Source organism: Pseudaeromonas pectinilytica (assembly GCF_054780855.1).
On sequence record NZ_BAAGVN010000012.1, the window covers coordinates 19,300 to 41,564 of the forward strand.

Sequence of the window (22,265 nt, forward strand, 5' to 3'; positions counted from 1 at the left end):
GCAGAGACCAACATCACATCCTGTGTTTCTTTCTCACGATCCGGTGCCGTCATGAGGCTGACCCCGACTGGGGTCAGCCTACTACGATTCACCCTTGAGCTGCCTGAACCTTAGCTAAACCAGCGGAGGAGAGGGATAACCGCAAGAAAAAGTACCCCAATACAGCCGCCATGGTCGAACCACTGAGGATCCCCAGGCGGGACAGGGTCGAGTAATCGGCAGCGCCACCATGGAACGCCAGCGAGGAGATAAAGATCGACATGGTAAAACCGATCCCGCACAACACGCTCACAGCCAAGATGTGTCGCATGCCGATGCCTTTCGGCAGACGAGCCAACCCGGTCTTGATCGCCAGCCAGCTGATCAGCGAGATCCCCAGCGGTTTACCCACAAACAACCCGAGCATGATCCCCAGCGGCACTGGAGTGGCCAGACTCGCCAGACTGACACCCGCCAACGAGATCCCGGCGTTGGCAAACGCGAACAAGGGTAGGATCAGATAAGAGGACCAGGGGTGTAATCTGTGCTCTAGATGCTTGAGGGGCGAGACATAGCGGCGACCCTGATTTGGAATGAGGAAACCGACGATCACCCCGGCTAGCGTGGCATGTACCCCGGATTTCAGCACCGCAACCCACAATAGGGTTCCCACCAGCAGGTACCAGGACAAGCGATCCACACCGCGACGATTCATCCAAAACAGAATGCCAACCGCCACAGCAGCAATAGCCAACGCCGCTAAGTTCAGCTGCGAGGTATAGAACAATGCAATGATCAGGATAACCCCCAGATCATCGATGATCGCCAGGGCCAACAGAAACACCTTGAGACTGGTGGGGACCCGCTTGCCGAGCAGAGCCATCACCCCCAGCGCAAAGGCAATATCGGTCGCCGCCGGAATGGCCCAACCGCTGTGGGTTTCCGGGTTGCCATGATTGAAGAGCAGATAAATCAGTGCCGGAGCCAGCATACCGCCCATAGCGGCAATCGCCGGGAAGATAGCCTGTTCCCGGCTCGACAGTGCACCATCGATCATCTCCCGCTTCACTTCGAGACCAATGAGCAGGAAGAAAATGGCCATCAAGCCATCGTTGATCCACAACAACAACGGCTTATGCAGATCCAGCGCGCCGATGCGGATCTGAACGTCAATATCCAAAAACGCCTGGTAGTGGTGTGCCAATGGTGAATTCGCCAGGAGCAGAGCCAAGAGTGCAGCCAGGATCAAGATGATCCCGCTGGCCGACTCCAGATGAAGAAATTTTTTAATTGCATTGGTCATGATGCCAACCCTACAAACCTAGAGATGAAGAAGATTAAGTACCGACAGTCTATGCCGGTTACCGAACATACAAAAATCGCTTATTACGGCATAATAACTCGGGATAGCCGATACATTGAGCCGTATAGTGAAAAAATAACCCTAAATTGCCTCCATAAGCCGGCAAGCAAGGTCCGATCATCCAAGAGTCTCAGGCCATCCACAGAACGGTTGGTTACTGTCAAAAAAAACGGGCTGCATTTCGCAGCCCGTTTTATTAGATAGCGACCGGAGCCTTGATGCCCGGATAGGGGTCGTAATCTACAACCTCGAAATCTTCGAAGCGGTAATCAAAAATCGAATCCGGTTTCCGGTTTATCACCAGCTTCGGCAAGGAGCGAGGTTCACGGCTCAGTTGCAACTGCGCCTGTTCCAGATGATTGTTGTACAGATGCACATCACCACCGGTCCAGACGAAATCTCCGACTTGTAAATCACATTGTTGCGCCAGCATGTGGGTCAGCAAGGCATAGCTAGCAATGTTGAACGGCAGCCCTAAAAACACATCGCAACTGCGCTGGTACAGCTGGCAAGACAACTTGCCATCCGCCACGTAGAACTGGAAAAACGCATGGCAAGGAGCTAGCGCCATCTGATCCAGATCGGCGACATTCCAGGCCGAAACAATGATGCGGCGGGAATTCGGATTCTGTTTCAAGTCGTCCACAACGCGCTGGATTTGATCGATATGGCCACCGTCGGCTTTGGGCCAGGAGCGCCATTGATACCCATACACAGGACCCAACTCACCCTGCTCATCCGCCCACTCATCCCAAATCGAGACACCGTGTTCCTTTAGATAACGGGTATTGGTTTCACCCTGCAGAAACCACAGCAATTCATGCACGATGGATTTGAGGTGACATTTCTTGGTGGTCACCAGAGGGAAACCTTCTTGCAGATTGAAACGCATCTGATGGCCGAACAACGACAGGGTGCCAGTACCGGTCCGATCCCCTTTGGGTGTTCCCTGATCCAGGATCTGCTGCATCAATGCCAAATAATTTTTCATGATCTCTTCTCCAACCCGGTTGCTTACCGTGGACTCTCTGTCACCCCGGCACGCGCGGAGCAAATGGCAGATAGCCGCACCATCGTTCAGAACAGTGCGGGATCCAAGCCGGGTATTCTAACGTAAAGTTTTAGCGTGGTGGTGTTGAACTCACTTCGGCGGCAGTAAATCGTTCAAGCCGAGTTGTTCCAGATATCCGGTAAACAATCCCTTGAGCGCCGCCGAACTTCCCTGATGCAGCCCCATCTCGAGCAAGGGATACAGATCGGCCAGCTTGACGCGGCGGATCAGATATTTGACCCGCGCTATGTTGTTCAAATTCATACTGAAGGTGCGATAGCCCATCGCCATCAGGATCAGTACCCCCAGCGGATCGCCCGCCAGTTCGCCACAGATGGAGACCGTCTTGCCATGACCATTGGCAGTTCCCACAATCTGCTGCAAAACCCGCATCACAGCTGGATGGAACGCATCATACAGCCCAGCCACCCGGCTGTTGTTGCGATCAACCGCCAACAGATATTGCGTCAGATCATTGGTTCCCACTGACCAGAAGTCCACGTAGGGCGCCAGCTCCGGCAAAATATACAGGATGGATGGCACCTCGATCATGGCGCCGAGCATCGGATAACGCACACTGCTGCCCTTGCGCCCCAGCTCTTCCGACACCTCCAGCCACGCCTGATCCAGCAAACGACGCGCCGCCTGGACTTCGGATAATGAACCCACCATGGGCAGCATGATGGAGAGATTATCGTGGGACTCACTAGCCCGAAGCATGGCTTTGAGCTGAGCCAGAAATAATTCCGGATGATCCAGCGTCAAACGGATGCCACGCCAGCCAAGAAACGGGTTGTCTTCCACAATCGGAAAATAGGGCAGCGGCTTGTCGCCGCCGATATCCAGGGTTCGCATGCAGACCGGACGACCGGAAAAATTGGCCAGCACTTCCCGGTAACGCAGGGTCTGCTCCTGCTCGGAGGGAAAGCTGTCATGCAACATGAAGGGGATCTCGGTACGATACAGCCCGATCCCGTCGGCCATATCCCGCATCGCACTTTCCGATTCCAGATTCAATCCTGCATTCAGTAACACCGAGATCCGGGCACCGTCGAGAGTCTCCGATGGCAAATGACTTTCCGCCCCCAGCCGATCATCCATCGCCTTGGCCTGGCGGATCAGCTGACGATACTCATCGAGTACCGATTGCGTGGGTTCGACCAGCAGCTCGCCACGGTTACCATCGACCACCAGCAAGCGTTGCTCTAATCCGGCCAACGGCAGCTCGAGGCCCATAACCGCGGGAATTCCCATGGCGCGAGCCAGGATTGCCGCATGGGAATTAACAGCCCCGCGCAAGGAGATCATGGCCGCCAGGCGCTCGCGAGGCACTTCCGCCAACAGGGAGGCCGTGACCTCTTCCGCCAGCAGGACCACGGGCTCGTCGAAATCAAATTCATCGATTTGGCTATGGGCCAAGTGACTGAGCAGACGCTGCGCCACATCGCGGACATCGACTGCCCGCTCCCGCAAGTAGCTGTCAGACATGGCCTGAAATTGCTGGATAAACCGTTCACTGACCCGACGCACGGCCGAGGCGGCACTCCATTTTTCGCGAACGATCTCGGCCTCAATCTGCTGAATAAAGGCGGGATCGGTCAATAGATGCTGATAGATCTCGAAAATGGCCATCGAGTCCTGACTGACCGACTCGCGGAAACGCAACGCCGTGGCATCCAAATCCAGCTGGACCTGCAGTACCGCTTGGTTAAACAACTCCAGCTGTAATTCAGGGTCATCACTCTGCTTGGGGGCCACATGCTCCAGCTCCATCTTGGGACGCCAGACCCAAGCCCGGGCGATGGCAACCCCGGAGGAGGCGGCAACCCCCTTCAGGCTGCGCCGCCATTGCTGATCGGCATGCAACATCCCTTTCATTTCGGCATGCAGAATGCGAGCCGCCAGCTGCGCCACCAAGGTCACCAGAAACGATTCATCGCTCTCGTCAAATTGCCGGGAATCCGCCTGCTGAACCACCAGGACACCCAGAACCTGGCGCTGCTGCATGATCGGCACACCGAGGAAGGAGTTGAAATCGTCCTCGGCAACTTCGGGAAGGTATTTGAAATTGGGATGAGAAGCCGCATCCGCCAAGTTGAGCAACTCTTCTCGTCGCCCGACCAGACCCACAAGCCCCTCATCATAGGGCAGAGTCACCTTGCCCACAGCTTCCAACGCCAGACCATCGGTCGCCACGAGGCGGTAACGGCGGCGCTGGGATTCAGCCAGATAGACGGTGCAACAATCCACCTGCATGGCAGAGCGAGTCTGACGCACCAGAACGTTCATTGCATCATGCAACGATGGCGCCTGGGTCACTCCCTCTACGATTTGCCGCAGTGTCGTTAGCACCGACTCTCCTCCTATCGTCCTTTGGTATTACGCCGATTCTCTTTTTTAGGCAGGAACGGCATGGCTATGGATGCAAACTCTTTCATGACCCGTCGATACACTTCCCGTTTAAAGGAAACGACTTGCCGCACCGGGTACCAATAACTGACCCAGCGCCAATCATCAAACTCCGGCTGACCATGACAACCGAACTGAATGGCAGATTCTCTGCATTCATCTAACCGCAGTAAAAACCACTTCTGCTTCTGCCCGATACAAACAGGCGAGCTATCCCAACGGATCAGGCGCTTGGGTAACCGGTATTTCAACCAGTTACGACTGGTAGCCAGGATGGTGACATCCTCAGGTCTGAGTCCGATCTCCTCATACAACTCCCGAAACATGGCTTGTTCTGGTGTTTCACCATCATCCACGCCACCTTGTGGAAACTGCCAGGAGTGCTGACCGAAACGTCTGGCCCATAAAACCTGTCCATTACGATTGCAGATCACGATTCCTACATTGGGACGAAAACCGTCACCATCAATCACGCGAGCACCTGCAAGGTTCAATCTTTATCTGACAGCGATTTTTTCACATTCCCTGCTTGTCAGCAAACAACGCATTTTTGCTAACATCTGGATAACTTTGTCAAGTCATCAAACTTATAAACAATAGAGGCCCATCTCTCCGACAGCTTGCCCACGTTTTCTGTGGATATCATTCTGTATAACTCTGTATAGGCTGACGACTGAAGAACATATTTTTCCAATCCCCAGTAACAAGCTTGATATAACCAACAACTTAAACTGTTATTTTTCAAATAAATAAACTGAGCATAGTCTCTATATGGCTGTTCCGGATCTTATTCAGGATCTCGAGGATCCATGTGTAAAAAACAGATCGCTCTCTTTTTGAGCAATCAATTGTTATCCACAAAAACCGTCCAAGATCTCATCATTTATCTGCCGACATTTCTGCTTTAACTCACAAGCCATCCCGGTTAATCCCGCGATTCTCTGGCTGGAACAAAGTTATTCAAGATTTTTGTGGATAAGATTGTGCAGCAAGTTGCGGATAGTACGGGATAACCTGCCTCGCTGAGGATAACTTGGGTAAAAAGAGAGAATTAGTTTTAAAAAACCAATTTAATCATACACCTATCGGTATATGATTTTACTATTGCTTATTCACCGCACTAGCAGTGAAATCGTGCAGTTTTCAACCAAGGAGGAAGGCCTATGACCACAGAGCTGCGGCACCTGCCCCCCAAGAGTGAGGCGGAGCTATTACTGCGCGCCGAACAATTAGCCGGGCAGTCATTTTCCAGCCTCTGCCAAGCCGACCATATTCCCATACCACGCGACCTGCGCCGCGACAAAGGTTGGGTTGGACAACTCATCGAAGGACAACTGGGAGCCATGGCTGGCAGCAAACCAGAACAAGACTTTCCGGAATTAGGTATTGAATTGAAAACACTGCCCATTGATGAACAGGGAAATCCGTTGGAAAGCACCTTCGTCTGCGTGACCCCCCTGATTGGGATCACAGGCCTGCGTTGGGAGTCGAGTAATGTACGCAACAAGCTGTCACGGGTGTTGTGGGTTCCGGTGGAAGGCAGCCGCCACATCCCTCTTGCCGAGCGTCGGATCGCGACGCCCTTCATCTGGAGTCCTGATGCGGAGGAAGAGCAGTTGCTGCGTCAAGATTGGGAGGAGCTCATGGAGCTGGTAGCCTTGGGGCAGATCGAATCCATCACGGCCCATCACGGCGAAGTCTTGCAACTCAGACCCAAAGCGGCCAATGGGCAAGCCCTGACTCCGGCCATCGGTCGACAAGGGGAGCTGATCCAGACTCGACCACGCGGCTTTTACCTGCGTACCCGATTCACCCGCCGCCTGTTGCAGAAAGTTTTTTTCCCACATTAATCCGATCACATCTGCCCATTTTTCGACCATTTCCTGATCTCTGGTCGGCACATCGGCTATTTTTTGTTTTATGATACCCATGGGAAGCCAAATCCCCACCTATCTGACACAGGATTAAACCTTCAAGGAGATCACATGCCTGTCACTAAAAAATTCCTCAAGACCAAGCCGGAAGTGCAGGTCACCTTTGAGGTGACAAAAGAGGCCGCGAAAGAGGCCGAGCAGGTGTTTTTACTGGGCGAGTTTGCTGGATGGGAACCGGTTGAGTTAAAAAAACTCAAGAATGGTATTTTCAAGGCCACGCTGAATCTGCCCACGAATGAAAAAGAGAGTTATCAGTACCGCTTCCGGCTGGTTTCTGCCGATGGCTCCGAGTCCTTTGATAATGATTGGGATGCCGAAGCCTATTGCACCAACCCATTTGGTGGCGAAAACTCGCTGGTGTCCGTGGTTCAATAACAGCACTGACTCAACAAAAAAGGCCCGCCATTGGCGAGCCTTTTTCTTTACAGCAACTAATGAGATTAGTTGAGCTTTTCGCGGATACGCGCTTTCTTACCAGTCAAGTTACGCAGGTAGTACAGCTTGGCGCGACGAACCACACCGCGACGCTTCAGCTCAACGCTGGCAATCAGCGGGCTGTGAGTCTGGAATACACGCTCAACACCTTCGCCATTGGAGATCTTGCGAACGGTGAAAGCAGAGTGCAGACCGCGGTTACGCTTGGCGATAACGACGCCTTCGAAAGCCTGCAGACGTTCCTTGCCAGCTTCTTTAACACGTACTTGTACACGTACGGTGTCGCCCGGGGCAAAAGCCGGGATGTCAGAACGCAGTTGTTCTTGCTCGAGTTGCTGAATAATCTTGCTCATTGTCTCTTCCTACCTAGGATAAACTGAAAACTCTACTGCTGTTCGTCACGTTGTTCACGAACAAACTGGGCAAGAAGTCTCTCTTGCTCGTCAGTCAGAGCTAGGTTATTTAATAGTTCCGGTCTTCGTAACCAGGTCCGACCCAAGGCCTGTTGGAGGCGCCATGTGCGAACACTCTCGTGGTTACCGCTCAGTAACACCTCGGGAACCGTCAATCCTTCCATCACTTCCGGTCGCGTGTAGTGCGGGTGATCCAGCAAGCCCTCGGTAAAGGAGTCTTGCTCGGCACTCGCCATATCGCCCAATACACCCGGTACCAATCGAGATACCGCATCTACCAGGATCATGGCAGGTAATTCACCACCACTTAACACGTAATCGCCAACAGACCACTCTTCATCGATATCGGTCTGTATCACGCGCTCATCGATACCTTCGTATCGGCCAGCCACCAGAATCAACTTCTGAGACTTGGCGAGCTCAGCTACACCGGCTTGGGTGAGCTTTCGACCTTGTGGTGAGAGATAGATGACTTTCACTCCCTCACCTGCTGCGTCTCGTGCAGCCTGAATTGCGTCACGCAACGGCTGAACCATCATCAACATTCCAGGCCCACCACCATAGGGTCGATCATCGACCGTGTGGTGTTTGTCGTGGGTGAAATCACGAGGATTCCAGCATCTGATTTGCAGCAAGCCTTGCCTTGAGGCCCGGCCCGTCACACCGTAGTCAGTAATGGCTCGGAACATATCCGGGAAGAGGCTGATCACCCCAATCCACATAGAAACCTCCGATGTATGCCGACAACGGGTACGATTAAAAATCCGGATCCCAATCGACCTCTATGGAACGGTTAGCCAGATCAATCTTTTTGATGACCTGCCCATCCAGAAACGGGATTAACCGCTCTTTCATTCCATAGGCATCATTCAATTTGGCTTTGACTACCAACACATCGTTGGAGCCCGTTTCCATCAACTCAGTCACTTCGCCCATCTGATAGCCGTTGAGATTCACCACTTGGCAACCCATCAGGTCACTCCAGTAGTATTCTCCGTCCGACAACTCAGGGAATGCTTGTGGCTGAACAGCGATGTCCACTCCGGCCATGGCTTGGGCGTCTTCTCGCAGGTCGATACCTTCCAGCTTGCAGACCAACCCATTGTTGTGACGTTTCCACCCAGAAACCCGGATCTCGCGCCACTCCCCATTTTGCTGTGTCAGCCAAGGGGAATATTCGAATATGCTCTCGGCATCATCGGTGAAGGAGTGTACCTTCAGCCAGCCTTTGATGCCGTAAACGGCGCCCAGGCGACCAACAACTACAGGCTTATCCACCGTGGCTCCTTAGCCAGAATTCGAACATTAAGCCGCTTTGGAAGCGTCTTTGACCAGCTTGGCAACACGATCAGACATATTGGCGCCTTGACCGATCCAGTGTTGGATACGAACCAGGTCCAGATTGATCTTTTCAGCTTGGCCAGAAGCCATCGGGTTGAAGAAGCCAACGCGCTCGATGAAACGACCATCACGAGCGAAACGGCCATCAGCCACAACTACTTGGTAAAACGGACGCTTCTTAGCGCCACCACGTTGCAAACGAATGGTTACCATATCGTCCTCATTAACTTTGAATGAACGAGGTCCGTGGAAAACACGAACCCCAGCTTAAAATAAGCCGCGTAATTTTACTTACATCCGCAGCAAATGCAACCAAACCCGCCGCTTTTTAAGACACGCACGGCAGGGCTGGTCAACTCGAGTTTTAGCTTACGCAGTAAAATTGGCGCGGCAAATCAGAAAGGACCACGGCCAAAACCGCCGGGTGGCAACATATTCTTCATACCACTCATCAGCTTGCGCATACCGCCTTTGCCGGAAATCTTCTTCATCATGCGTTGCATCTGATCAAACTGCTTGAGCAGACGGTTCACATCCTGGATCTGCATCCCTGAACCGGCAGCAATTCGACGCTTGCGCGAACCCTTGATGATCTCCGGATTCCGGCGTTCAGCCGGGGTCATGGAGCTGATAATCGCCTCCATGCGATGGGTCATCTTGTCATCGAGCTTGCCTTTGACATCATCTGGCAGGCCCGAGACCCCGGGCAATTTGTCGAGCATGCCCATCATGCCGCCCATGTTGCGCATTTGGGCCAGCTGTTCACGGAAATCCTCCAGATCAAAGCCTTTGCCTTTTTGCATCTTCTGGGCAAGCTTGGCTGCCTTGTCTTTGTCGACATTGCGCTCCATCTCTTCGATGAGCGACAACACATCCCCCATCCCCAGGATGCGCGAGGCAATCCGATCTGGATGGAAAGGTTCCAATGCGTCGACCTTTTCACCCATACCAATAAACTTGATGGGTTTGCCGGTGATATGTCGAACCGACAGTGCTGCACCGCCCCGCGCATCACCATCGGCCTTGGTCAAGATGACCCCGGTCAACGGCAAGGCATCGCTGAACGCCTTGGCAGTATTAGCAGCGTCCTGGCCGGTCATGGCATCGACCACGAACAGCGTCTCGATAGGCTTGACGTATTGATGGAGGGCCTTGATCTCGTCCATCATTTCGCTATCGACGTGCAGCCGGCCGGCAGTATCGACAATCAACACATCGAAGAATTGCTTGCGCGCGTGATTGATGGCCGCTTCGGCAATCGCAATCGGTTTTTGTGTGGTATCACTGGGGAAGAACTCGACACCAATCTCCTGCGCCAAGGTTTCCAGCTGTTTGATAGCGGCCGGACGATAGACGTCAGCACTGACGACCAGCACCTTCTTCTTCATCCGCTCCTTCAGGAACTTTGCCAACTTGGCCACGGATGTCGTCTTACCGGCACCTTGCAAGCCCGCCATCAACAATACGGCAGGGGGCTGAGTTGCCAAGTCCAGGGACTCATTGGCCTCACCCATGACGGAGATCAGTTCACCTTGCACTATCTTGATGAACGCCTGCCCTGGGCTCAGGCTCTTGTTAACCTCTTGGCCAACCGCGCGTTCCTTGACTCGACTGACAAATTCCTTGACCACTGGCAAGGCGACGTCCGCTTCCAGCAACGCCATGCGCACTTCACGCAAGGTATCTTTGATGTTGTCTTCAGTCAGGCGACCCCGACCACTGATGTTGCGCAGCGACTTCGACAGACGCTCGGTTAGATTCTCAAACATGGCCTATTCCAACGATTGGCGTAATTGCGCACGAGTATACCGCAACTTGCCCCAAGATCTTAAGCCTTGCTGGCAGCAGACCTACGACAGCGATATACTCGCCACTTAAGTCCATTAATGACCGTCAATTCAATTAATTACCCTATGGTCATCCCATCATTGCTCTGCCTTGCGTTTTACCTGCTAGCTAGCCTGGCCGCTTTGCATCGCCTGCTCAATAGCCACAGCATCAGTTGGCCTCTGGTCAGTAGCGCCTGGATTGCGATGGCATTGCATGCGGCAGGACTCGGACAAGAGATTGTTTCGACAGGATTCGGGCAGAATCTCAGCTTGCTGAACGTAGCGTCTGCAGTCGCCTTGCTCATCAGTCTGGTCATGAGCCTGATCGTACAGCGCTTCAATGGTTGGATCCTATTACCCGTGGTCTATGGCTTTGCGGCGTTGCTGCAAATCGTCAGCAATCTGATCCCTGGGCAATATGTCCTGCATCTGGAGCAAAGACCCGAGCTGTTAATGCACATCTCGTTAGCATTGCTGGCCTTTTCGGTGTTGATGATCGCCACGCTGTTCACGCTGTTACTCGCCTATCTCAATTATCATCTCAAGGCGCGCAAACGTCTGGGGCTACCTCATCTGCCTCCGCTGATGACGGTAGAAACGCGGGTGTACCAACTGATCCTGCTCGGAGTGATATTGCTAACACTCTCGATCGGCAGCGGAGTGCTGTTTCTAGATGAAATGTTTGCTCCCGATCAACGGCATAAAGCTGTGCTGACCCTGCTGGCCTGGTGTGTGTATACCAGTCTGTTATGGGGACATTATCGTCACGGCTGGAGAGGTAAAACCCTCATCAGTCTCAGCTTGCTGGGCAGTGTTCTCCTCTTGCTGGCCTATTTCGGCAGTCGGTTCCTCAAAGAGGTGCTACTCAGCTGAGTCATATCGCAGCGTTACCATTTCCGAACGACTAGAGGACTATTGTTTGGATACCATTTCGACCCAATCCCTATTATTGGCTCTTATGCTGATGTTGCTGGTTTCTGCTTTTTTTTCGGCCGCAGAAACGGGCATGATGTCACTCAATCGCTATAAATTACGCCATCTGGCCAAGACCAAACATCGCGGAGCTATGCGAGTCGAACACCTGTTACGACGCCCCGACCGGCTGCTGGGGTTGATACTGATTGGCAATAATCTGGCGAATATTCTGGCCTCCTCTATCGCGACCCTGCTGGCCATTCGGGTCTTTGGCGATTACGGCATCGCCGTTGCGACCTCGGTGCTGACCCTTGTCATTCTGATATTTTCCGAAGTCACCCCCAAAACTCTGGCCGCCTTGAATCCGGAGCGGGTGGCCTACCCGGCCGCCATCATACTGCGGATCTTGATGCTCCCTTTCTATCCTCTGGTTTGGCTCATCAACTCCATTTCCAACGGCCTACTAGAGCTGTTTGGCATCAAGCTGCATAGGAAAGACGAGTCGCTCAATAGTGAAGAGTTACGCTCCGTGCTCAACGAATCCAGCAGTCTCATCCCCCAGAACCATCAAGACATGTTGATGGGAGTGCTGGAGCTGGAGCACCTGGCGATTGAGGAGATCATGGTGCCGCGGGCCGACATCTATGCAATCAATATCAATGATGACTGGAAGACCATTCAGCGCCAATTGACTAATACCCCGCACACCAAGGTCTTGCTATATCGGGACATGCTCGATGATGCGGTTGGCTTCATTCATGTGCGCGATGCGTTGCGCTTGCTGACCCGGGAGCAGTTTAATAAAGAGTCTCTACTGCGCACCGTCCATGAGGTCTACTTCATCCCCAGCGGCACCCCACTGCTGACCCAGCTCATCAAATTTCGTCGGAATAAGGAGCGGATTGGCTTGGTGGTCGATGAGTACGGAGACATCCGCGGCCTAGCCACTCTGGACGATATTCTGGAGGAGATTGTGGGTGACTTTACAACCAGTCTGGCTCCCAGCGCCAATGAAGAGATCTACCGTCAGGCCGACGGCAGCTACCTGATTGAAGGCGCCGCCAATCTTCGGGATATCAACAAAGAGCTGGAGTGGAATTTCTCAACTGACGGCCCCCGCACGCTCAATGGATTGATCCTAGAGTACCTGGAGGACTTACCTCAGGTTGGCCGTCAACTGCAGATCGCCGACTATCAAATCGAGATTTTCTCGGTGGAAAATAACATGGTGAAATTGGCCAGGATCACGCCCCCCGCCTCGCTTAATTAAGCCGGTATGCCTTGGCTCGAGACACAATATTGCTCGGCATCCTCGCCGCCAATTGGCTCAATAAACGCTTGGCCTTGGCGTGCTGTTTGCCATCGGTGATGATGGTGTGGTGCAACCAGCTATAGGCCTCTTCGTAATCGAGAGGGCTGCCCATACCCCGATTCAACATACTGACCCAGTCCATCTGCGCCTCCAGATAACCGAGTGCCGCAGCCTCGTGCATCAGTACCACCGCCTGTTGCTTGTCAACCTGGACATAACGCCCTTGCTCATAGTAATGCGCCAGTCGCTGCAATGCGGCGGGCAAGCCCTGCTCGGCAGCCCCCCACATAAAGCCAATCCCGACGGCAGCATCTTTCGGCACACAGGTGCCGGTCAACAGCATGTCCGCCCACAGGTATTGGTACGAGGGCAGCATCAACACCTTGGCTCGCGCTTCGATGTCGGGTGTTAATTGACACTGGTCAGCAACCACACGTTGCAGGTGTTTGTGTTGGCCAATCCAGGTAATCAACTCATCCTGACTGTACAGTTGCAGGGTTGAAATCGCGGCCGATGGAATCGTCGTCACCGTCTGCTCGGTATACAGGGTCGAAGCAGCAGAGCTTGCCGCACGCGCGGCCTGCTGATGACGCTCACGCTCTGCCAACTCTTCAGCCGTCAACTTTTTAGGGGTTGGAGTCGCAGCCGGCTCTGCGGCAATCTGGGCAGCAGGCAACGCCATACCCGCAAAAATGTCGGTCGTCGGTTTTAGTGCTTGCTCCTCGGCACTCAGCCCGGATGCAACACTTAACAACAATACGATGAGCAAAATTCGATTCATAGGCGCCTCCAACAAGGCTATCGGCCGTCAGGGCGGATCCTTGAGAAAAAACAAAGGGCCATCAGGCCCTTGTTTGGCGTACGAGTCCTTATTGCCGCGCATAGGCAATTCCGAGCTCGATTTCCTCCCGCAGCGTGGCGAGCATGCCATCTAGCTCATCCTGCTCCAGACGGCTCAATGCGCCATAATCCATCACCTCCTCTATCCCCTCGCGACCAATTCGCACCGCTTGCGCGAAGAAACGGGCATGAGCACTACCGCCATCCACATACGCATATTCGACAATCCCGGGCTCCCCTTGCCGAGCATGCACCAGTGAAAGACAGAAGCGTAAACCGGCTTGCGCCATCGCCAGGGTGGCCGAGCCCGCTCCGGCTTTGGCGTTCACGACCTCGGTGCCGGCGTTTTGCACGTGACGAGTCATTTCATCGAGTTGGTCATGACTAAAATGTTGGCCCACGACCTGGGAAAACAACGGCAGTATGGTGGTGCCACTATGACCGCCAATCACCGGCACCGTCAGCGAACCAGCCTTGCACTGCATGGCATTGGCGACAAAGGTTTCTGCCCGGATGACATCCAAGGTAGTAACGCCAAACAGTTTACGAGGATCATACACACCGGCCTGAGTCAGCACCTCGGCCGCAATCGGAATGATGCTATTCACCGGATTGGTGATGATCGCCAGCAACGCCTTCGGGCATTGGCGAGCACAATGCTGAACCAGATTCTGGATCACCCCGGCATTAAATTTGAATAGATCGGAGCGGTCCATTCCAGGCTTACGCGCCACGCCTGCCGGTATGATGACAATGTCCGCCCCTTGCAAGGCTGGAGTGGGATCTTCACCAGCGTAACCGCGGACACGGACATCGGTCGGAATATGGCTTAAGTCGACGGCAACACCGGGCGTGACCGCAGCCAGATCGTACAAGGCCAATTCAAAACCGGGAGGCAGTTGAAGTTTTAACAATAACGAAAGCGACTGACCGATACCTCCGGCCGCGCCGAGAACGGCAACTTTCATAGTGAGCTCCGAGCGTTATTGATGGTGTAGGGTAATTAATGGATGTGGCTCACCATCACCATAGGATAAAGCACAGGAAGGAACAAAGAGGAATGTCGGAACTGTGAGCCGGGGAGCACAACAGCAAAAGCACAACTAAATTACATTTTTACAACAAAACAAAGGGGGCTAGAAAGCCCCCTCTCACTGTGGCGTAGCCTCTGCTCATTCATGGGGTGCAAATGCCAACGCTCGCCGCTCTAGCCAGCGAAATGCTAATGTGAGACTACCGTTCATGGCCAGATAGATGGCACCAGCAACCCCGAAAACCCCCAAGGTGTCATAGGTTTGGGCATTCAAGCGCTGCGCGATACCCATCATATCCATGATGGTGATGGTACTGGCTAATGAGCTGCCTTTAAGGACCAGAATAACCTCATTGGAATAGCCCGGAACCACCCGTCGCATGGCATGGCGCAGTTTGATATTCAGAGTTTGTCCTTTGGTCATGCCCAAGGCTTTGCAGGCTAGCACTTCGCCATAGGGAACTGCATCCAGCGCCCCCTTGAACAAGCGAGTCGAATAGGCCGCCGTATTTAATCCCAAAGCCAATATGGCGCAGAACCAGGGCTCTTTCAGCAACTCCCACAACCAGCTTTGCTTCATCCACTCAAATTGTGCCGGACCGTAATAGATGAGGAATATCTGTACCAGTAAAGGCGTGCCGGTAAATACCACCAGAAACAGTTCGACCAACTGCCGGGCAACCGGGATCCGCCGATCCAGCAGCCAGGTAAAAATCAGCGCCAGTAAGCCACCCAGCAGCAAGCTCATCACAGTCAGCTCCAGCGTGGTTGCCAGTCCGCTAAGTAACTCGGAGAGATAGGCCATGTTAACCACCATATCGGAAGCTGCGTTGACGCAGATGTTCAAGGATGCGCCCACTGACCAGGGTGATCAGCAGATAGATACCCGCAGCCACGGCATACCAGGTAAAGGGACCATGTTCGCTACTCGGGCTGGCGACCGCCAATTGCGACTGACGCATCAGGTCATTTACCCCGATGAGCGAGACTAACGCCGTATCCTTGAGCAGCACCAACCATTGATTTCCCAAGCCTGGTAGTGCATGACGCCACGCTTGCGGCAGCACGATGCGCCCAAAAATATGCCCCGCAGACAAACCCAAGGCCTGCGCGGCCTGGCGCTGCCCCTTGGGCACGGCCTTCAGAGCCGCGCGCAGGGTCTGGGTAGCATACGAGGCAAACAACAGTGCCAGAGCTAGGACACCGCACCAGAACGGGCTCATCTCCACATAATCCCACGGTGCATGACATCTGCTTTGCCCTGGCAACCAAGTCGCACAAGCCAGATTGATGCCATCCGCCAACAACAACAGCAACTGTGAAGAGCCGAAGTAGATAAAGAGCACCACCAGGATCTCAGGCAAGCCGCGGATTAAGGTTGTCAGGGTTGCGACTGGCCAGCGCAGCCAAACATGCCGGGATAACTCAGCCGCGCTCAGCAGCAGAGCCAGCAGCAAGCCGCCAACCAATGACACGATAGCCAGCCCCAAGGTCATCAGGGCGGCATCCAACAACAGGCTGATCATTATTTGGCGAAATACTTATCGTAGAGTTTTTGATAAATGCCATTGGCCTTGATACCGGCGAGCCCCTGGTTCAGGCTGTCCAACAAAGCTTTGTTGCCCTTGTTGACGGCAATGGCAAACCCGGCGCCGAAATACTTGGCATCAGATACGGGCTTACCCACCATTTGATAACCGGCATGGCTTTTCAACCACTCGGCCGCTACGGCCGTATCGGCAAACACCGCATCCACACGACCACTGGTCAAATCCATCAGCGCATTTTGATAGCTGGCATAAGGCACGGCTTTCACATCCTTATCCTTCAGCTGCTCCAGCAGATAGGACTGATGCGAGGTACCATTTTGCACACCGACATTTTTCGAGGCCAATTGAGCCACATCGGTAAACTTGCCTTCTGCCGCCACAAAGACAGCGGAGTTTTCATAATAGATATTGGAGAAATCGACCTGTTTGGCCCGTTCTTCGGTGACGTCCATGGCGGCGATGGCAGCATCAAAGCGACGGAACTTCAAACTGGGGATCAAACTATCAAAAGCCTGATTACTGAAGGTGCAGCTCAGCTTGGCTTCGGCACAGACCGCTTGTGCCAGTTCGATATCAAACCCGGCAAATTCATTTTTGTCGGTCATAAATTCAAACGGAGGATACGTTGCCTCGGTGGCAAACTTGACCTCAGTTGCCATGGCATGGGCACAGAGCAATGACACGGCAGCAATAGCGGTGAATAGCTTCTTCATGATTTACCTTCCTGGATGGTTCTAGTGTTGTAAGAATTCAGCAAAACGGACCGTCTGAGGTTCAGCGAAACGCTGCGCACTCCCCATTTCCACAATCTGTCCCTGCTCGAGATAGATCACCTGCGTCGCCACTCGGCGCGCAAACTCCACTTCATGAGTCACCACCACCTGAGTGATACCGGTATCGCCCAATTTGCGAATAATATCGGCCACTTCCTTGGTGATCTCCGGATCCAGCGCCGCCGTCGGTTCGTCAAACAGCAGGATCGCCGGATCCATCATCAAGGCCCGAGCGATAGCCACCCGTTGTTGCTGTCCGCCGGAAAGACTGGCAGGCCAGACATGACGTTTCTCGGATAGTTTCAACTGGTTGAGCAGGTAACCGGCTTTATCCTGCGCCTCTTTCTTGTTCATACCCAAGACTTTCAACGGCGCTTCCATCAGGTTCTGCTCAACACTCAGATGCGGCCAGAGATGATATTGTTGGAATACCATGCCGACCTTGCCGCGCAAAATTTGAGTGCGCTTGGCATAATCTGCTTGCGTGGCAACTGCCGGAAACTCAAACCGCTCACCGGCGATCAATAACTCGCCCTCATCGGGCGTATCCAGCAGGTTCATCAGGCGCAGCAAGGAACTCTTGCCGGCCCCACTGGGCCCCAGCAGCACCAGGGTCTCGCCAGCGGCACAGCGAAATGAAACCTGCCGCAGGATCTGCTGCTGATGCCAGGATTTTGAGATTCCTTTGAGCTCTATACCCATGATGAGTGACGGCCTTTTATCCATACTTTGCGCCGATTCTAGTCACAGGGGGAGTCAATGCAAGAATTTTGTGCATCCTTATGCAGAATTATCGGCTAATTCTTGAAAATATTGGCATATGGATGCAAAATTACAGCTCGTCCATACAACATATTAGTTGGCTATGAAGCCCGGTGAAAAACAGGAACAACTGATCAAGGCTTTCAAAGCCTTATTGAGAGAAGAACGTTTTGGCTCGCAGGCTGAGATCGTCACCGCGCTGCACGAGATGGGCTACGAAAATATCAATCAATCCAAGGTCTCACGGATGCTGAGTCGCTTTGGCGCTGTGCGTACCCGCAATGCCAAAATGGAGATGGTGTACTGTCTGCCGGTCGAGTTGGGCGTCCCCACCATCAATAGCCCGCTGAAGAATCTGGTCTTGGATGTTGACCATAACGGCTTCCTGCTGGTGATCCACACCAGTCCAGGCGCGGCCCAGCTGATCGCGCGCTTATTGGACTCCTTGGGCAAAGCCGAAGGGATCCTCGGCACCATCGCGGGTGATGATACGATTTTCATCACCCCGACCGCCGAGACCGATATGGATGAACTCTATGATTCGGTGCTCGAGCTGTTCGAGCATGCGGGTTAAAGATCTGACGGGTCAAAAAAACCGGCGCTAGCGCCGGTTTTTTTATTGTGCAGCAGCCTGTTTAGCGGAGATCCATCAGGCCACCCTGGCGGAGAAAACCCTGGGATGGCGCAAAAAAAGCAGCGCCCGTCACCGCGCGAGTAAACCGCAACAAGTGATCAAAATGCCCAGCCCCATCACCCATCACCATGCTGCGTAGCATGTCGGTGAAGTGATCCGGGGTGTGACAGCAACTGATGAAGTACAACCCTTGCTCTTCCAGTGAGCCCCAAGGCATTGACTGACGCAGTATCTCTTTGCTCCGGCCTGCGCTGTTCTTCAGATTCACACGCTTGATATGACAGGTCAGTGGCTTATCCACCGAGGCATATTCGATGTTGTCCTGTTTGGTGCGGCCGATGATATCTTCCTGTTCCTTCAAGGCTAATCGCTGCCACTGGGCCATGTTGTGCACGAAGCGCTGCACATGCAAATAGCTGCCGCCCGCAAAGGGGCCTTCAGCCACCAGCGCCACTTCGGCTCTGTGCTCGCCCTGTGGATTTTCAGTGCCATCGACAAATCCGGTCAGATCCCGGCAATCCAAAAACCGGAAACCATGCCGTTCTTCTCGTAAGAGCACTTTGCCCGCCAACCGAGCCATCAACCGCTGACCCGCAAGATGCAAGATATCGACGCGCTCGGCGCGAAGCTGAAAAAACAGGTCAAACGGTGTCCCAGGCGCCACTCGCTCGCCTTGTTCCAGCGTCGGGAAAGGAGCCAATAGCGACGGTCGCTGGGAGTACAGCCGCTCCCAAGCTTCGCTCCCCACGCCGACCAACCCACTGAAACTCGCCTCGGGATAGCTACTCGCCAGTTCCTCACATAGTTCGGGGAAATGCGCCAGCGCCAGCCGAATTTCAGACTCCGCACCAGCCTGAATATCAAACATCAGATAATAAGCATGGGAATTGGGCTCGGCACAGAGACCTGTTTGTGGCTGGAACATGAACATTCTCCTTCGAAAGACAAGGCGTTCACTATAAGCCATTTGTCACGCTAGCGGCTAGTGCACTACAAACGGGAATGGAGCTGAGGCCACTCTGTCCGCGAGAAGAGCACAGGCGCATGAGGACGCAGCGCCAGAGACACACCGCACTCAGGCTCGGTCAGCCATTCATGGTGCCAAGCTTCGTAGTGTTCTCCCTGCCAGTCGATAAGACAGCGGACATGACTGCCGAGGAATTGTTGCTCTAATACAGCACCCTGGCCTCCCGGGGTCACCGCTAATAATTGCGGCCGCACAAAAAGCAAGGGCTCAGGACAAGCAGCGGGATCGCTCTCAACCCGGATCTCTCCGAGCGCACTGGCCAGATGCCCAGCAGCTAGCCAGTCGCAACGGACCAAATTACCCCGTCCCAAAAACTCGGCGACATAGGGGCTCGCCGGTTGATGATAGAGTTGTTTCGGAGTGCCGATTTGCACCACACGTCCCTTTTCCAATAAGGCCAGCCGATCGGCAAACGCAAACGCCTCCTCCTTACTGTGTGTGACAAAGACCGCTGCCATGTTCAAGCTTTTGAGCAAGGCGCGGATCTCGCGGATCAAACTCCAACGGACCTGGGCATCAATATTGGAGAAGGGCTCGTCCAGCAGCAGAAGTTGCGGACGACAGACTAAGGCCCGAGCAATCGCCACCCGCTGTTGTTGCCCACCCGACAATTCATGGGGATAGCGTTGAGCCAGCGACGTCAGTGCCACCAGACTCAGCATCTCCTGAATACGTTGTCGCTGCTGCTCCCCGGAGAGTCGTAGCGGACGGAGCGCAAACGCCAGGTTCTGCGCCACGGTTAGATGAGGAAACAGCGCATAGTCCTGGAAAATAAATCCTGTCTCCCGCTGCTCGGCCGGTACACTCATGCCCGCCCCCTCCACTTGGCGACCCCGCAGCCAGACGGTCCCCTGCGAGACCGGCATCAAGCCCGCGATCGCCCGCAGCAGCGTGGTCTTGCCCCCGCCACTGGCACCGAGCAGACAGAGGATCTCGTTATCTTCCACAGTTAACGAGATGCCAGACAACACGGGTTGCTGCTGGTGCTGACAATACAGATCCTCAATTCGCAAGGCACTCATGACTTCCGCTCCCCAAGGTAGTGATTCATAAACAACAAGGGTAAAAGACCAACAGCCACGATCAACAGCGCAGGGAAGGCCCCTTCGGCCAACTGCTCCGCCTTTACGTATTGATAGACCAGCGTGGCCAGCGTCTCGTAATTGAACGGACGCAACATCAAAGCGGCGGGCAACTCCTTCATGGCTTCAATAAAGATGAGCAAAGCCCCGGTCAAAATACCTCGACGCAGTAACGGCAGATGGACTCGCCACAACAGGCTGTTTGCGCCATGCCCCAACGCACGGCTGGCCATATCCAGCGATGGCGGAATGCGGCCATAACTGCTCTCGATAGCCCCCAGCGCCATGGCGATAAAACGCACCACATACGCCGCGATCAACGCAAACAGCGAGCCCGTTAAAATAAGCCCTGGCTCAGGCTGCCCCAACCCGGCCAGCAAGGCGTTAAGACCAAAGTCAGTCGCAGTAAGGGGGATCAGGATCCCGATGGCCAAAACAGTACCGGGCATAGCGTAGCCCAATCCAGCCCATTGGCGTGGCCAAGCCAACTTCAGGTTCAGGCGTTGGCTAAACAGGATCAGCAGCGCCATGATTGAGGCGACCAGCGCGGCCCACCCCGCGACCTGCAAGCTATTGAAGCTGGCATCCCACAAACCGGCAGGCCACTCTCCATCCCAAACTTGCCAGGCGTAATACATCAGGACTCCGCAGGGGAGCAAAAAACCCAGCACAATCAGCGCCAGCAGATAACCCACGGCCAGCACACACACAATCGGCCGCAACACCAAGGCCGCTGTCGGCTGCAGCAGGCTCTGTCGTTGATAGCGCTGCTGCCGACCTCGACTCACTCGCTCCATCAGCAGAGTCAACCCCACCAACGCCAGTAATCCCAAAGAGATCTGAGCTGCTGCCCCCAGTTCACCGTAACCCAGCCATACATCATTAATGGCTGTAGTCAGGGTTGGCACAGCAAAATAGGAGACAGTACCAAAGTCAGCCAGCGTCTCCATCGCCACGAGGGAGAGCCCTACGGCAATGGCAGGACGGACCAGCGGAAGTTCCAGATGCCACCAGCGACGCCAGTGACCATAGCCCTGCATGCGAGCACTCTCGACCAGCTGCGGCGCCAACTCGCCAAATCCGGCCCGTGACAACAGATACACATAGGGGTAGAGCACCAAAGACAAGACCCCGATGGCCCCACCCAGGGAGCGGATAGGCGGAAAATAGTAATCCCCTGGCTGTTGCCAGCCAAACAGGTTTCGCAAGCTCTGCTGCACCCAACCCGCATAATCGAGTAGATCGGTATAGACATAGGCTACCAAATAGCCCGGCATGGCCAGTGGCAATACCAATGCCCAATTCAACCAACGCCGTCCCGGTATTTGGCAGCGGGCTATCAACCAACCCGCTGGCGCCCCCAGCAGTAAACAGAGCAAGACAGTGCCGCACACCAGTCCCGCGGAGTTCAGCAGATAAGTCGGCAATACGGTGGCCCAGAGATGAGCCAGCAGATCCAGAGGCGACAACCCGGCCTCGATCAGCAGAGCCAGCAGCGGGAAACAGAGCAGCAGAGCAATACCTCTGCCGCTCGCCATCCAAATAGCCGCCTTCATATGGCTTTTTCGCCGGTTGAACGGATG

At 54.1% G+C, this 22,265-nt stretch carries 23 protein-coding genes; 5 read left to right on the forward strand and 18 right to left on the reverse strand.

Going from position 1 to position 22,265, the window contains the following annotated elements; all coding sequences use genetic code 11:
- Window positions 1–88: 88 nt before the first annotated feature.
- The 4 genes from nhaA to rppH all read right to left on the reverse strand — a co-directional run bounded on the left by nhaA (window position 89) and on the right by rppH (window position 5,275).
- Window positions 89–1,282, reverse strand: coding sequence for a Na+/H+ antiporter NhaA (gene nhaA, locus ACYVG7_RS00840; RefSeq protein WP_460881360.1), 1,194 nt, complete (start codon window positions 1,280–1,282; stop codon window positions 89–91).
- Window positions 1,283–1,538: 256 nt separating this feature from the next.
- On the reverse strand, window positions 1,539–2,333 hold the full coding sequence (gene thyA, locus ACYVG7_RS00845; protein WP_460881361.1) for a thymidylate synthase: 795 nt from the start codon (window positions 2,331–2,333) through the stop codon (window positions 1,539–1,541).
- Window positions 2,334–2,483: 150 nt separating this feature from the next.
- A complete protein-coding gene (ptsP, locus tag ACYVG7_RS00850; RefSeq protein WP_460881362.1) occupies window positions 2,484–4,745 on the reverse strand; it encodes a phosphoenolpyruvate--protein phosphotransferase in 2,262 nt (753 codons plus the stop codon).
- Window positions 4,746–4,756: 11 nt separating this feature from the next.
- Window positions 4,757–5,275: an RNA pyrophosphohydrolase gene (gene rppH / locus ACYVG7_RS00855; protein ID WP_460881363.1), complete on the reverse strand. Its 519-nt coding sequence runs from the start codon at window positions 5,273–5,275 to the stop codon at window positions 4,757–4,759.
- A gap of 690 nt (window positions 5,276–5,965) precedes the next feature.
- Between rppH and mutH the strand changes: the two genes are divergently transcribed.
- A complete protein-coding gene (gene mutH / locus ACYVG7_RS00860; protein ID WP_460881364.1) occupies window positions 5,966–6,652 on the forward strand; it encodes a DNA mismatch repair endonuclease MutH in 687 nt (228 codons plus the stop codon).
- 135 nt (window positions 6,653–6,787) lie between these two features.
- On the forward strand, window positions 6,788–7,111 hold the full coding sequence (locus tag ACYVG7_RS00865; protein WP_460881365.1) for an isoamylase early set domain-containing protein: 324 nt from the start codon (window positions 6,788–6,790) through the stop codon (window positions 7,109–7,111).
- Window positions 7,112–7,176: 65 nt separating this feature from the next.
- Here the strand turns inward: ACYVG7_RS00865 and rplS are convergent, their stop codons facing one another.
- The 5 genes from rplS to ffh form a co-directional block, all read right to left on the reverse strand.
- Window positions 7,177–7,524, reverse strand: coding sequence for a 50S ribosomal protein L19 (gene rplS, locus ACYVG7_RS00870; RefSeq protein WP_460881366.1), 348 nt, complete (start codon window positions 7,522–7,524; stop codon window positions 7,177–7,179).
- A 32-nt stretch (window positions 7,525–7,556) separates the two neighbouring features.
- Complete coding sequence (gene trmD / locus ACYVG7_RS00875) at window positions 7,557–8,306, reverse strand: tRNA (guanosine(37)-N1)-methyltransferase TrmD (protein WP_460881367.1); 750 nt, start codon at window positions 8,304–8,306, stop codon at window positions 7,557–7,559.
- 34 nt (window positions 8,307–8,340) lie between these two features.
- Window positions 8,341–8,862 (reverse strand): ribosome maturation factor RimM, encoded by a 522-nt coding sequence (rimM, locus tag ACYVG7_RS00880; protein WP_460881368.1) that lies wholly within the window; start codon window positions 8,860–8,862, stop codon window positions 8,341–8,343.
- Window positions 8,863–8,889: 27 nt separating this feature from the next.
- The gene (rpsP, locus tag ACYVG7_RS00885) at window positions 8,890–9,138 is read right to left on the reverse strand and encodes a 30S ribosomal protein S16 (RefSeq protein ID WP_460881369.1); all 249 of its coding nucleotides are present in this window, start codon (window positions 9,136–9,138) and stop codon (window positions 8,890–8,892) included.
- 182 nt (window positions 9,139–9,320) lie between these two features.
- The gene (ffh, locus tag ACYVG7_RS00890) at window positions 9,321–10,694 is read right to left on the reverse strand and encodes a signal recognition particle protein (protein WP_460881370.1); all 1,374 of its coding nucleotides are present in this window, start codon (window positions 10,692–10,694) and stop codon (window positions 9,321–9,323) included.
- A gap of 144 nt (window positions 10,695–10,838) precedes the next feature.
- On the opposite strand from ffh, the gene ACYVG7_RS00895 reads away from it, so the two are divergent.
- Together ACYVG7_RS00895 and ACYVG7_RS00900 are read left to right on the forward strand one after the other, a co-directional pair.
- Complete coding sequence (locus ACYVG7_RS00895; protein WP_460881371.1) at window positions 10,839–11,627, forward strand: cytochrome C assembly family protein; 789 nt, start codon at window positions 10,839–10,841, stop codon at window positions 11,625–11,627.
- A 46-nt stretch (window positions 11,628–11,673) separates the two neighbouring features.
- Window positions 11,674–12,939 (forward strand): HlyC/CorC family transporter, encoded by a 1,266-nt coding sequence (locus tag ACYVG7_RS00900; protein ID WP_460881372.1) that lies wholly within the window; start codon window positions 11,674–11,676, stop codon window positions 12,937–12,939.
- Here the strand turns inward: ACYVG7_RS00900 and ACYVG7_RS00905 are convergent.
- From ACYVG7_RS00905 to ACYVG7_RS00930, 6 genes are all read right to left on the reverse strand, one after another.
- Window positions 12,932–13,762, reverse strand: coding sequence for a tetratricopeptide repeat protein (locus ACYVG7_RS00905; protein WP_460881373.1), 831 nt, complete (start codon window positions 13,760–13,762; stop codon window positions 12,932–12,934). The two genes, ACYVG7_RS00900 and ACYVG7_RS00905, sit on opposite strands and share 8 nt — an antisense overlap.
- 88 nt (window positions 13,763–13,850) lie before the next feature.
- Window positions 13,851–14,789 carry a malate dehydrogenase gene (gene mdh, locus ACYVG7_RS00910; protein WP_460881374.1) on the reverse strand — a complete coding sequence of 313 codons (939 nt, stop codon included), beginning with the start codon at window positions 14,787–14,789 and terminating at the stop codon, window positions 13,851–13,853.
- 204 nt (window positions 14,790–14,993) lie between these two features.
- Complete coding sequence (artM, locus tag ACYVG7_RS00915) at window positions 14,994–15,659, reverse strand: arginine ABC transporter permease ArtM (RefSeq protein ID WP_460881375.1); 666 nt, start codon at window positions 15,657–15,659, stop codon at window positions 14,994–14,996.
- A gap of 1 nt (window position 15,660) precedes the next feature.
- On the reverse strand, window positions 15,661–16,380 hold the full coding sequence (artQ, locus tag ACYVG7_RS00920; RefSeq protein ID WP_460881376.1) for an arginine ABC transporter permease ArtQ: 720 nt from the start codon (window positions 16,378–16,380) through the stop codon (window positions 15,661–15,663).
- The gene (locus ACYVG7_RS00925; protein ID WP_460881377.1) at window positions 16,380–17,117 is read right to left on the reverse strand and encodes a transporter substrate-binding domain-containing protein; all 738 of its coding nucleotides are present in this window, start codon (window positions 17,115–17,117) and stop codon (window positions 16,380–16,382) included. Before ACYVG7_RS00925 ends, artQ begins: the two co-directional genes overlap by 1 nt.
- A 21-nt stretch (window positions 17,118–17,138) precedes the next feature.
- Window positions 17,139–17,879: an ATP-binding cassette domain-containing protein gene (locus tag ACYVG7_RS00930; protein ID WP_460881391.1), complete on the reverse strand. Its 741-nt coding sequence runs from the start codon at window positions 17,877–17,879 to the stop codon at window positions 17,139–17,141.
- A gap of 163 nt (window positions 17,880–18,042) precedes the next feature.
- Between ACYVG7_RS00930 and argR the strand changes: the two genes are divergently transcribed.
- Complete coding sequence (gene argR / locus ACYVG7_RS00935; protein ID WP_460881378.1) at window positions 18,043–18,513, forward strand: transcriptional regulator ArgR; 471 nt, start codon at window positions 18,043–18,045, stop codon at window positions 18,511–18,513.
- A gap of 61 nt (window positions 18,514–18,574) precedes the next feature.
- Here argR and ACYVG7_RS00940 read toward each other — a convergent pair whose 3' ends face one another.
- The 3 genes from ACYVG7_RS00940 to ACYVG7_RS00950 all read right to left on the reverse strand — a co-directional run bounded on the left by ACYVG7_RS00940 (window position 18,575) and on the right by ACYVG7_RS00950 (window position 22,238).
- The gene (locus ACYVG7_RS00940; RefSeq protein ID WP_460881379.1) at window positions 18,575–19,498 is read right to left on the reverse strand and encodes a Dyp-type peroxidase; all 924 of its coding nucleotides are present in this window, start codon (window positions 19,496–19,498) and stop codon (window positions 18,575–18,577) included.
- Window positions 19,499–19,563: 65 nt separating this feature from the next.
- Window positions 19,564–20,622, reverse strand: a complete 1,059-nt coding sequence (locus tag ACYVG7_RS00945; protein ID WP_460881380.1) for an ABC transporter ATP-binding protein — start codon at window positions 20,620–20,622, stop codon at window positions 19,564–19,566.
- A complete protein-coding gene (locus tag ACYVG7_RS00950) occupies window positions 20,619–22,238 on the reverse strand; it encodes an ABC transporter permease (protein WP_460881381.1) in 1,620 nt (539 codons plus the stop codon). The genes ACYVG7_RS00945 and ACYVG7_RS00950 overlap by 4 nt, the downstream gene beginning before the upstream one ends.
- Between the last annotated feature and the right edge of the window lie 27 nt (window positions 22,239–22,265).

Excerpts from the sequence above, each read along its gene's own strand:
- nhaA (WP_460881360.1), bottom strand. The coding sequence starts at position 1,282 with ATGACCAATGCAATTAAAAAATTTCTTCATCTGGAGTCGGCCAGCGGG.
- thyA (WP_460881361.1), bottom strand. The coding sequence starts at position 2,333 with ATGAAAAATTATTTGGCATTGATGCAGCAGATCCTGGATCAGGGAACA.
- mutH (WP_460881364.1), top strand. The coding sequence starts at position 5,966 with ATGACCACAGAGCTGCGGCACCTGCCCCCCAAGAGTGAGGCGGAGCTA.
- ACYVG7_RS00865 (WP_460881365.1), top strand. The coding sequence starts at position 6,788 with ATGCCTGTCACTAAAAAATTCCTCAAGACCAAGCCGGAAGTGCAGGTC.
- rplS (WP_460881366.1), bottom strand. The coding sequence starts at position 7,524 with ATGAGCAAGATTATTCAGCAACTCGAGCAAGAACAACTGCGTTCTGAC.
- trmD (WP_460881367.1), bottom strand. The coding sequence starts at position 8,306 with ATGTGGATTGGGGTGATCAGCCTCTTCCCGGATATGTTCCGAGCCATT.
- rpsP (WP_460881369.1), bottom strand. The coding sequence starts at position 9,138 with ATGGTAACCATTCGTTTGCAACGTGGTGGCGCTAAGAAGCGTCCGTTT.
- ffh (WP_460881370.1), bottom strand. The coding sequence starts at position 10,694 with ATGTTTGAGAATCTAACCGAGCGTCTGTCGAAGTCGCTGCGCAACATC.
- ACYVG7_RS00895 (WP_460881371.1), top strand. The coding sequence starts at position 10,839 with ATGGTCATCCCATCATTGCTCTGCCTTGCGTTTTACCTGCTAGCTAGC.
- ACYVG7_RS00905 (WP_460881373.1), bottom strand. The coding sequence starts at position 13,762 with ATGAATCGAATTTTGCTCATCGTATTGTTGTTAAGTGTTGCATCCGGG.
- mdh (WP_460881374.1), bottom strand. The coding sequence starts at position 14,789 with ATGAAAGTTGCCGTTCTCGGCGCGGCCGGAGGTATCGGTCAGTCGCTT.
- artM (WP_460881375.1), bottom strand. The coding sequence starts at position 15,659 with ATGGCCTATCTCTCCGAGTTACTTAGCGGACTGGCAACCACGCTGGAG.
- artQ (WP_460881376.1), bottom strand. The coding sequence starts at position 16,380 with ATGATCAGCCTGTTGTTGGATGCCGCCCTGATGACCTTGGGGCTGGCT.
- ACYVG7_RS00925 (WP_460881377.1), bottom strand. The coding sequence starts at position 17,117 with ATGAAGAAGCTATTCACCGCTATTGCTGCCGTGTCATTGCTCTGTGCC.
- ACYVG7_RS00930 (WP_460881391.1), bottom strand. The coding sequence starts at position 17,879 with ATGGGTATAGAGCTCAAAGGAATCTCAAAATCCTGGCATCAGCAGCAG.
- argR (WP_460881378.1), top strand. The coding sequence starts at position 18,043 with ATGAAGCCCGGTGAAAAACAGGAACAACTGATCAAGGCTTTCAAAGCC.
- ACYVG7_RS00940 (WP_460881379.1), bottom strand. The coding sequence starts at position 19,498 with ATGTTCCAGCCACAAACAGGTCTCTGTGCCGAGCCCAATTCCCATGCT.
- ACYVG7_RS00945 (WP_460881380.1), bottom strand. The coding sequence starts at position 20,622 with ATGAGTGCCTTGCGAATTGAGGATCTGTATTGTCAGCACCAGCAGCAA.
- ACYVG7_RS00950 (WP_460881381.1), bottom strand. The coding sequence starts at position 22,238 with ATGAAGGCGGCTATTTGGATGGCGAGCGGCAGAGGTATTGCTCTGCTG.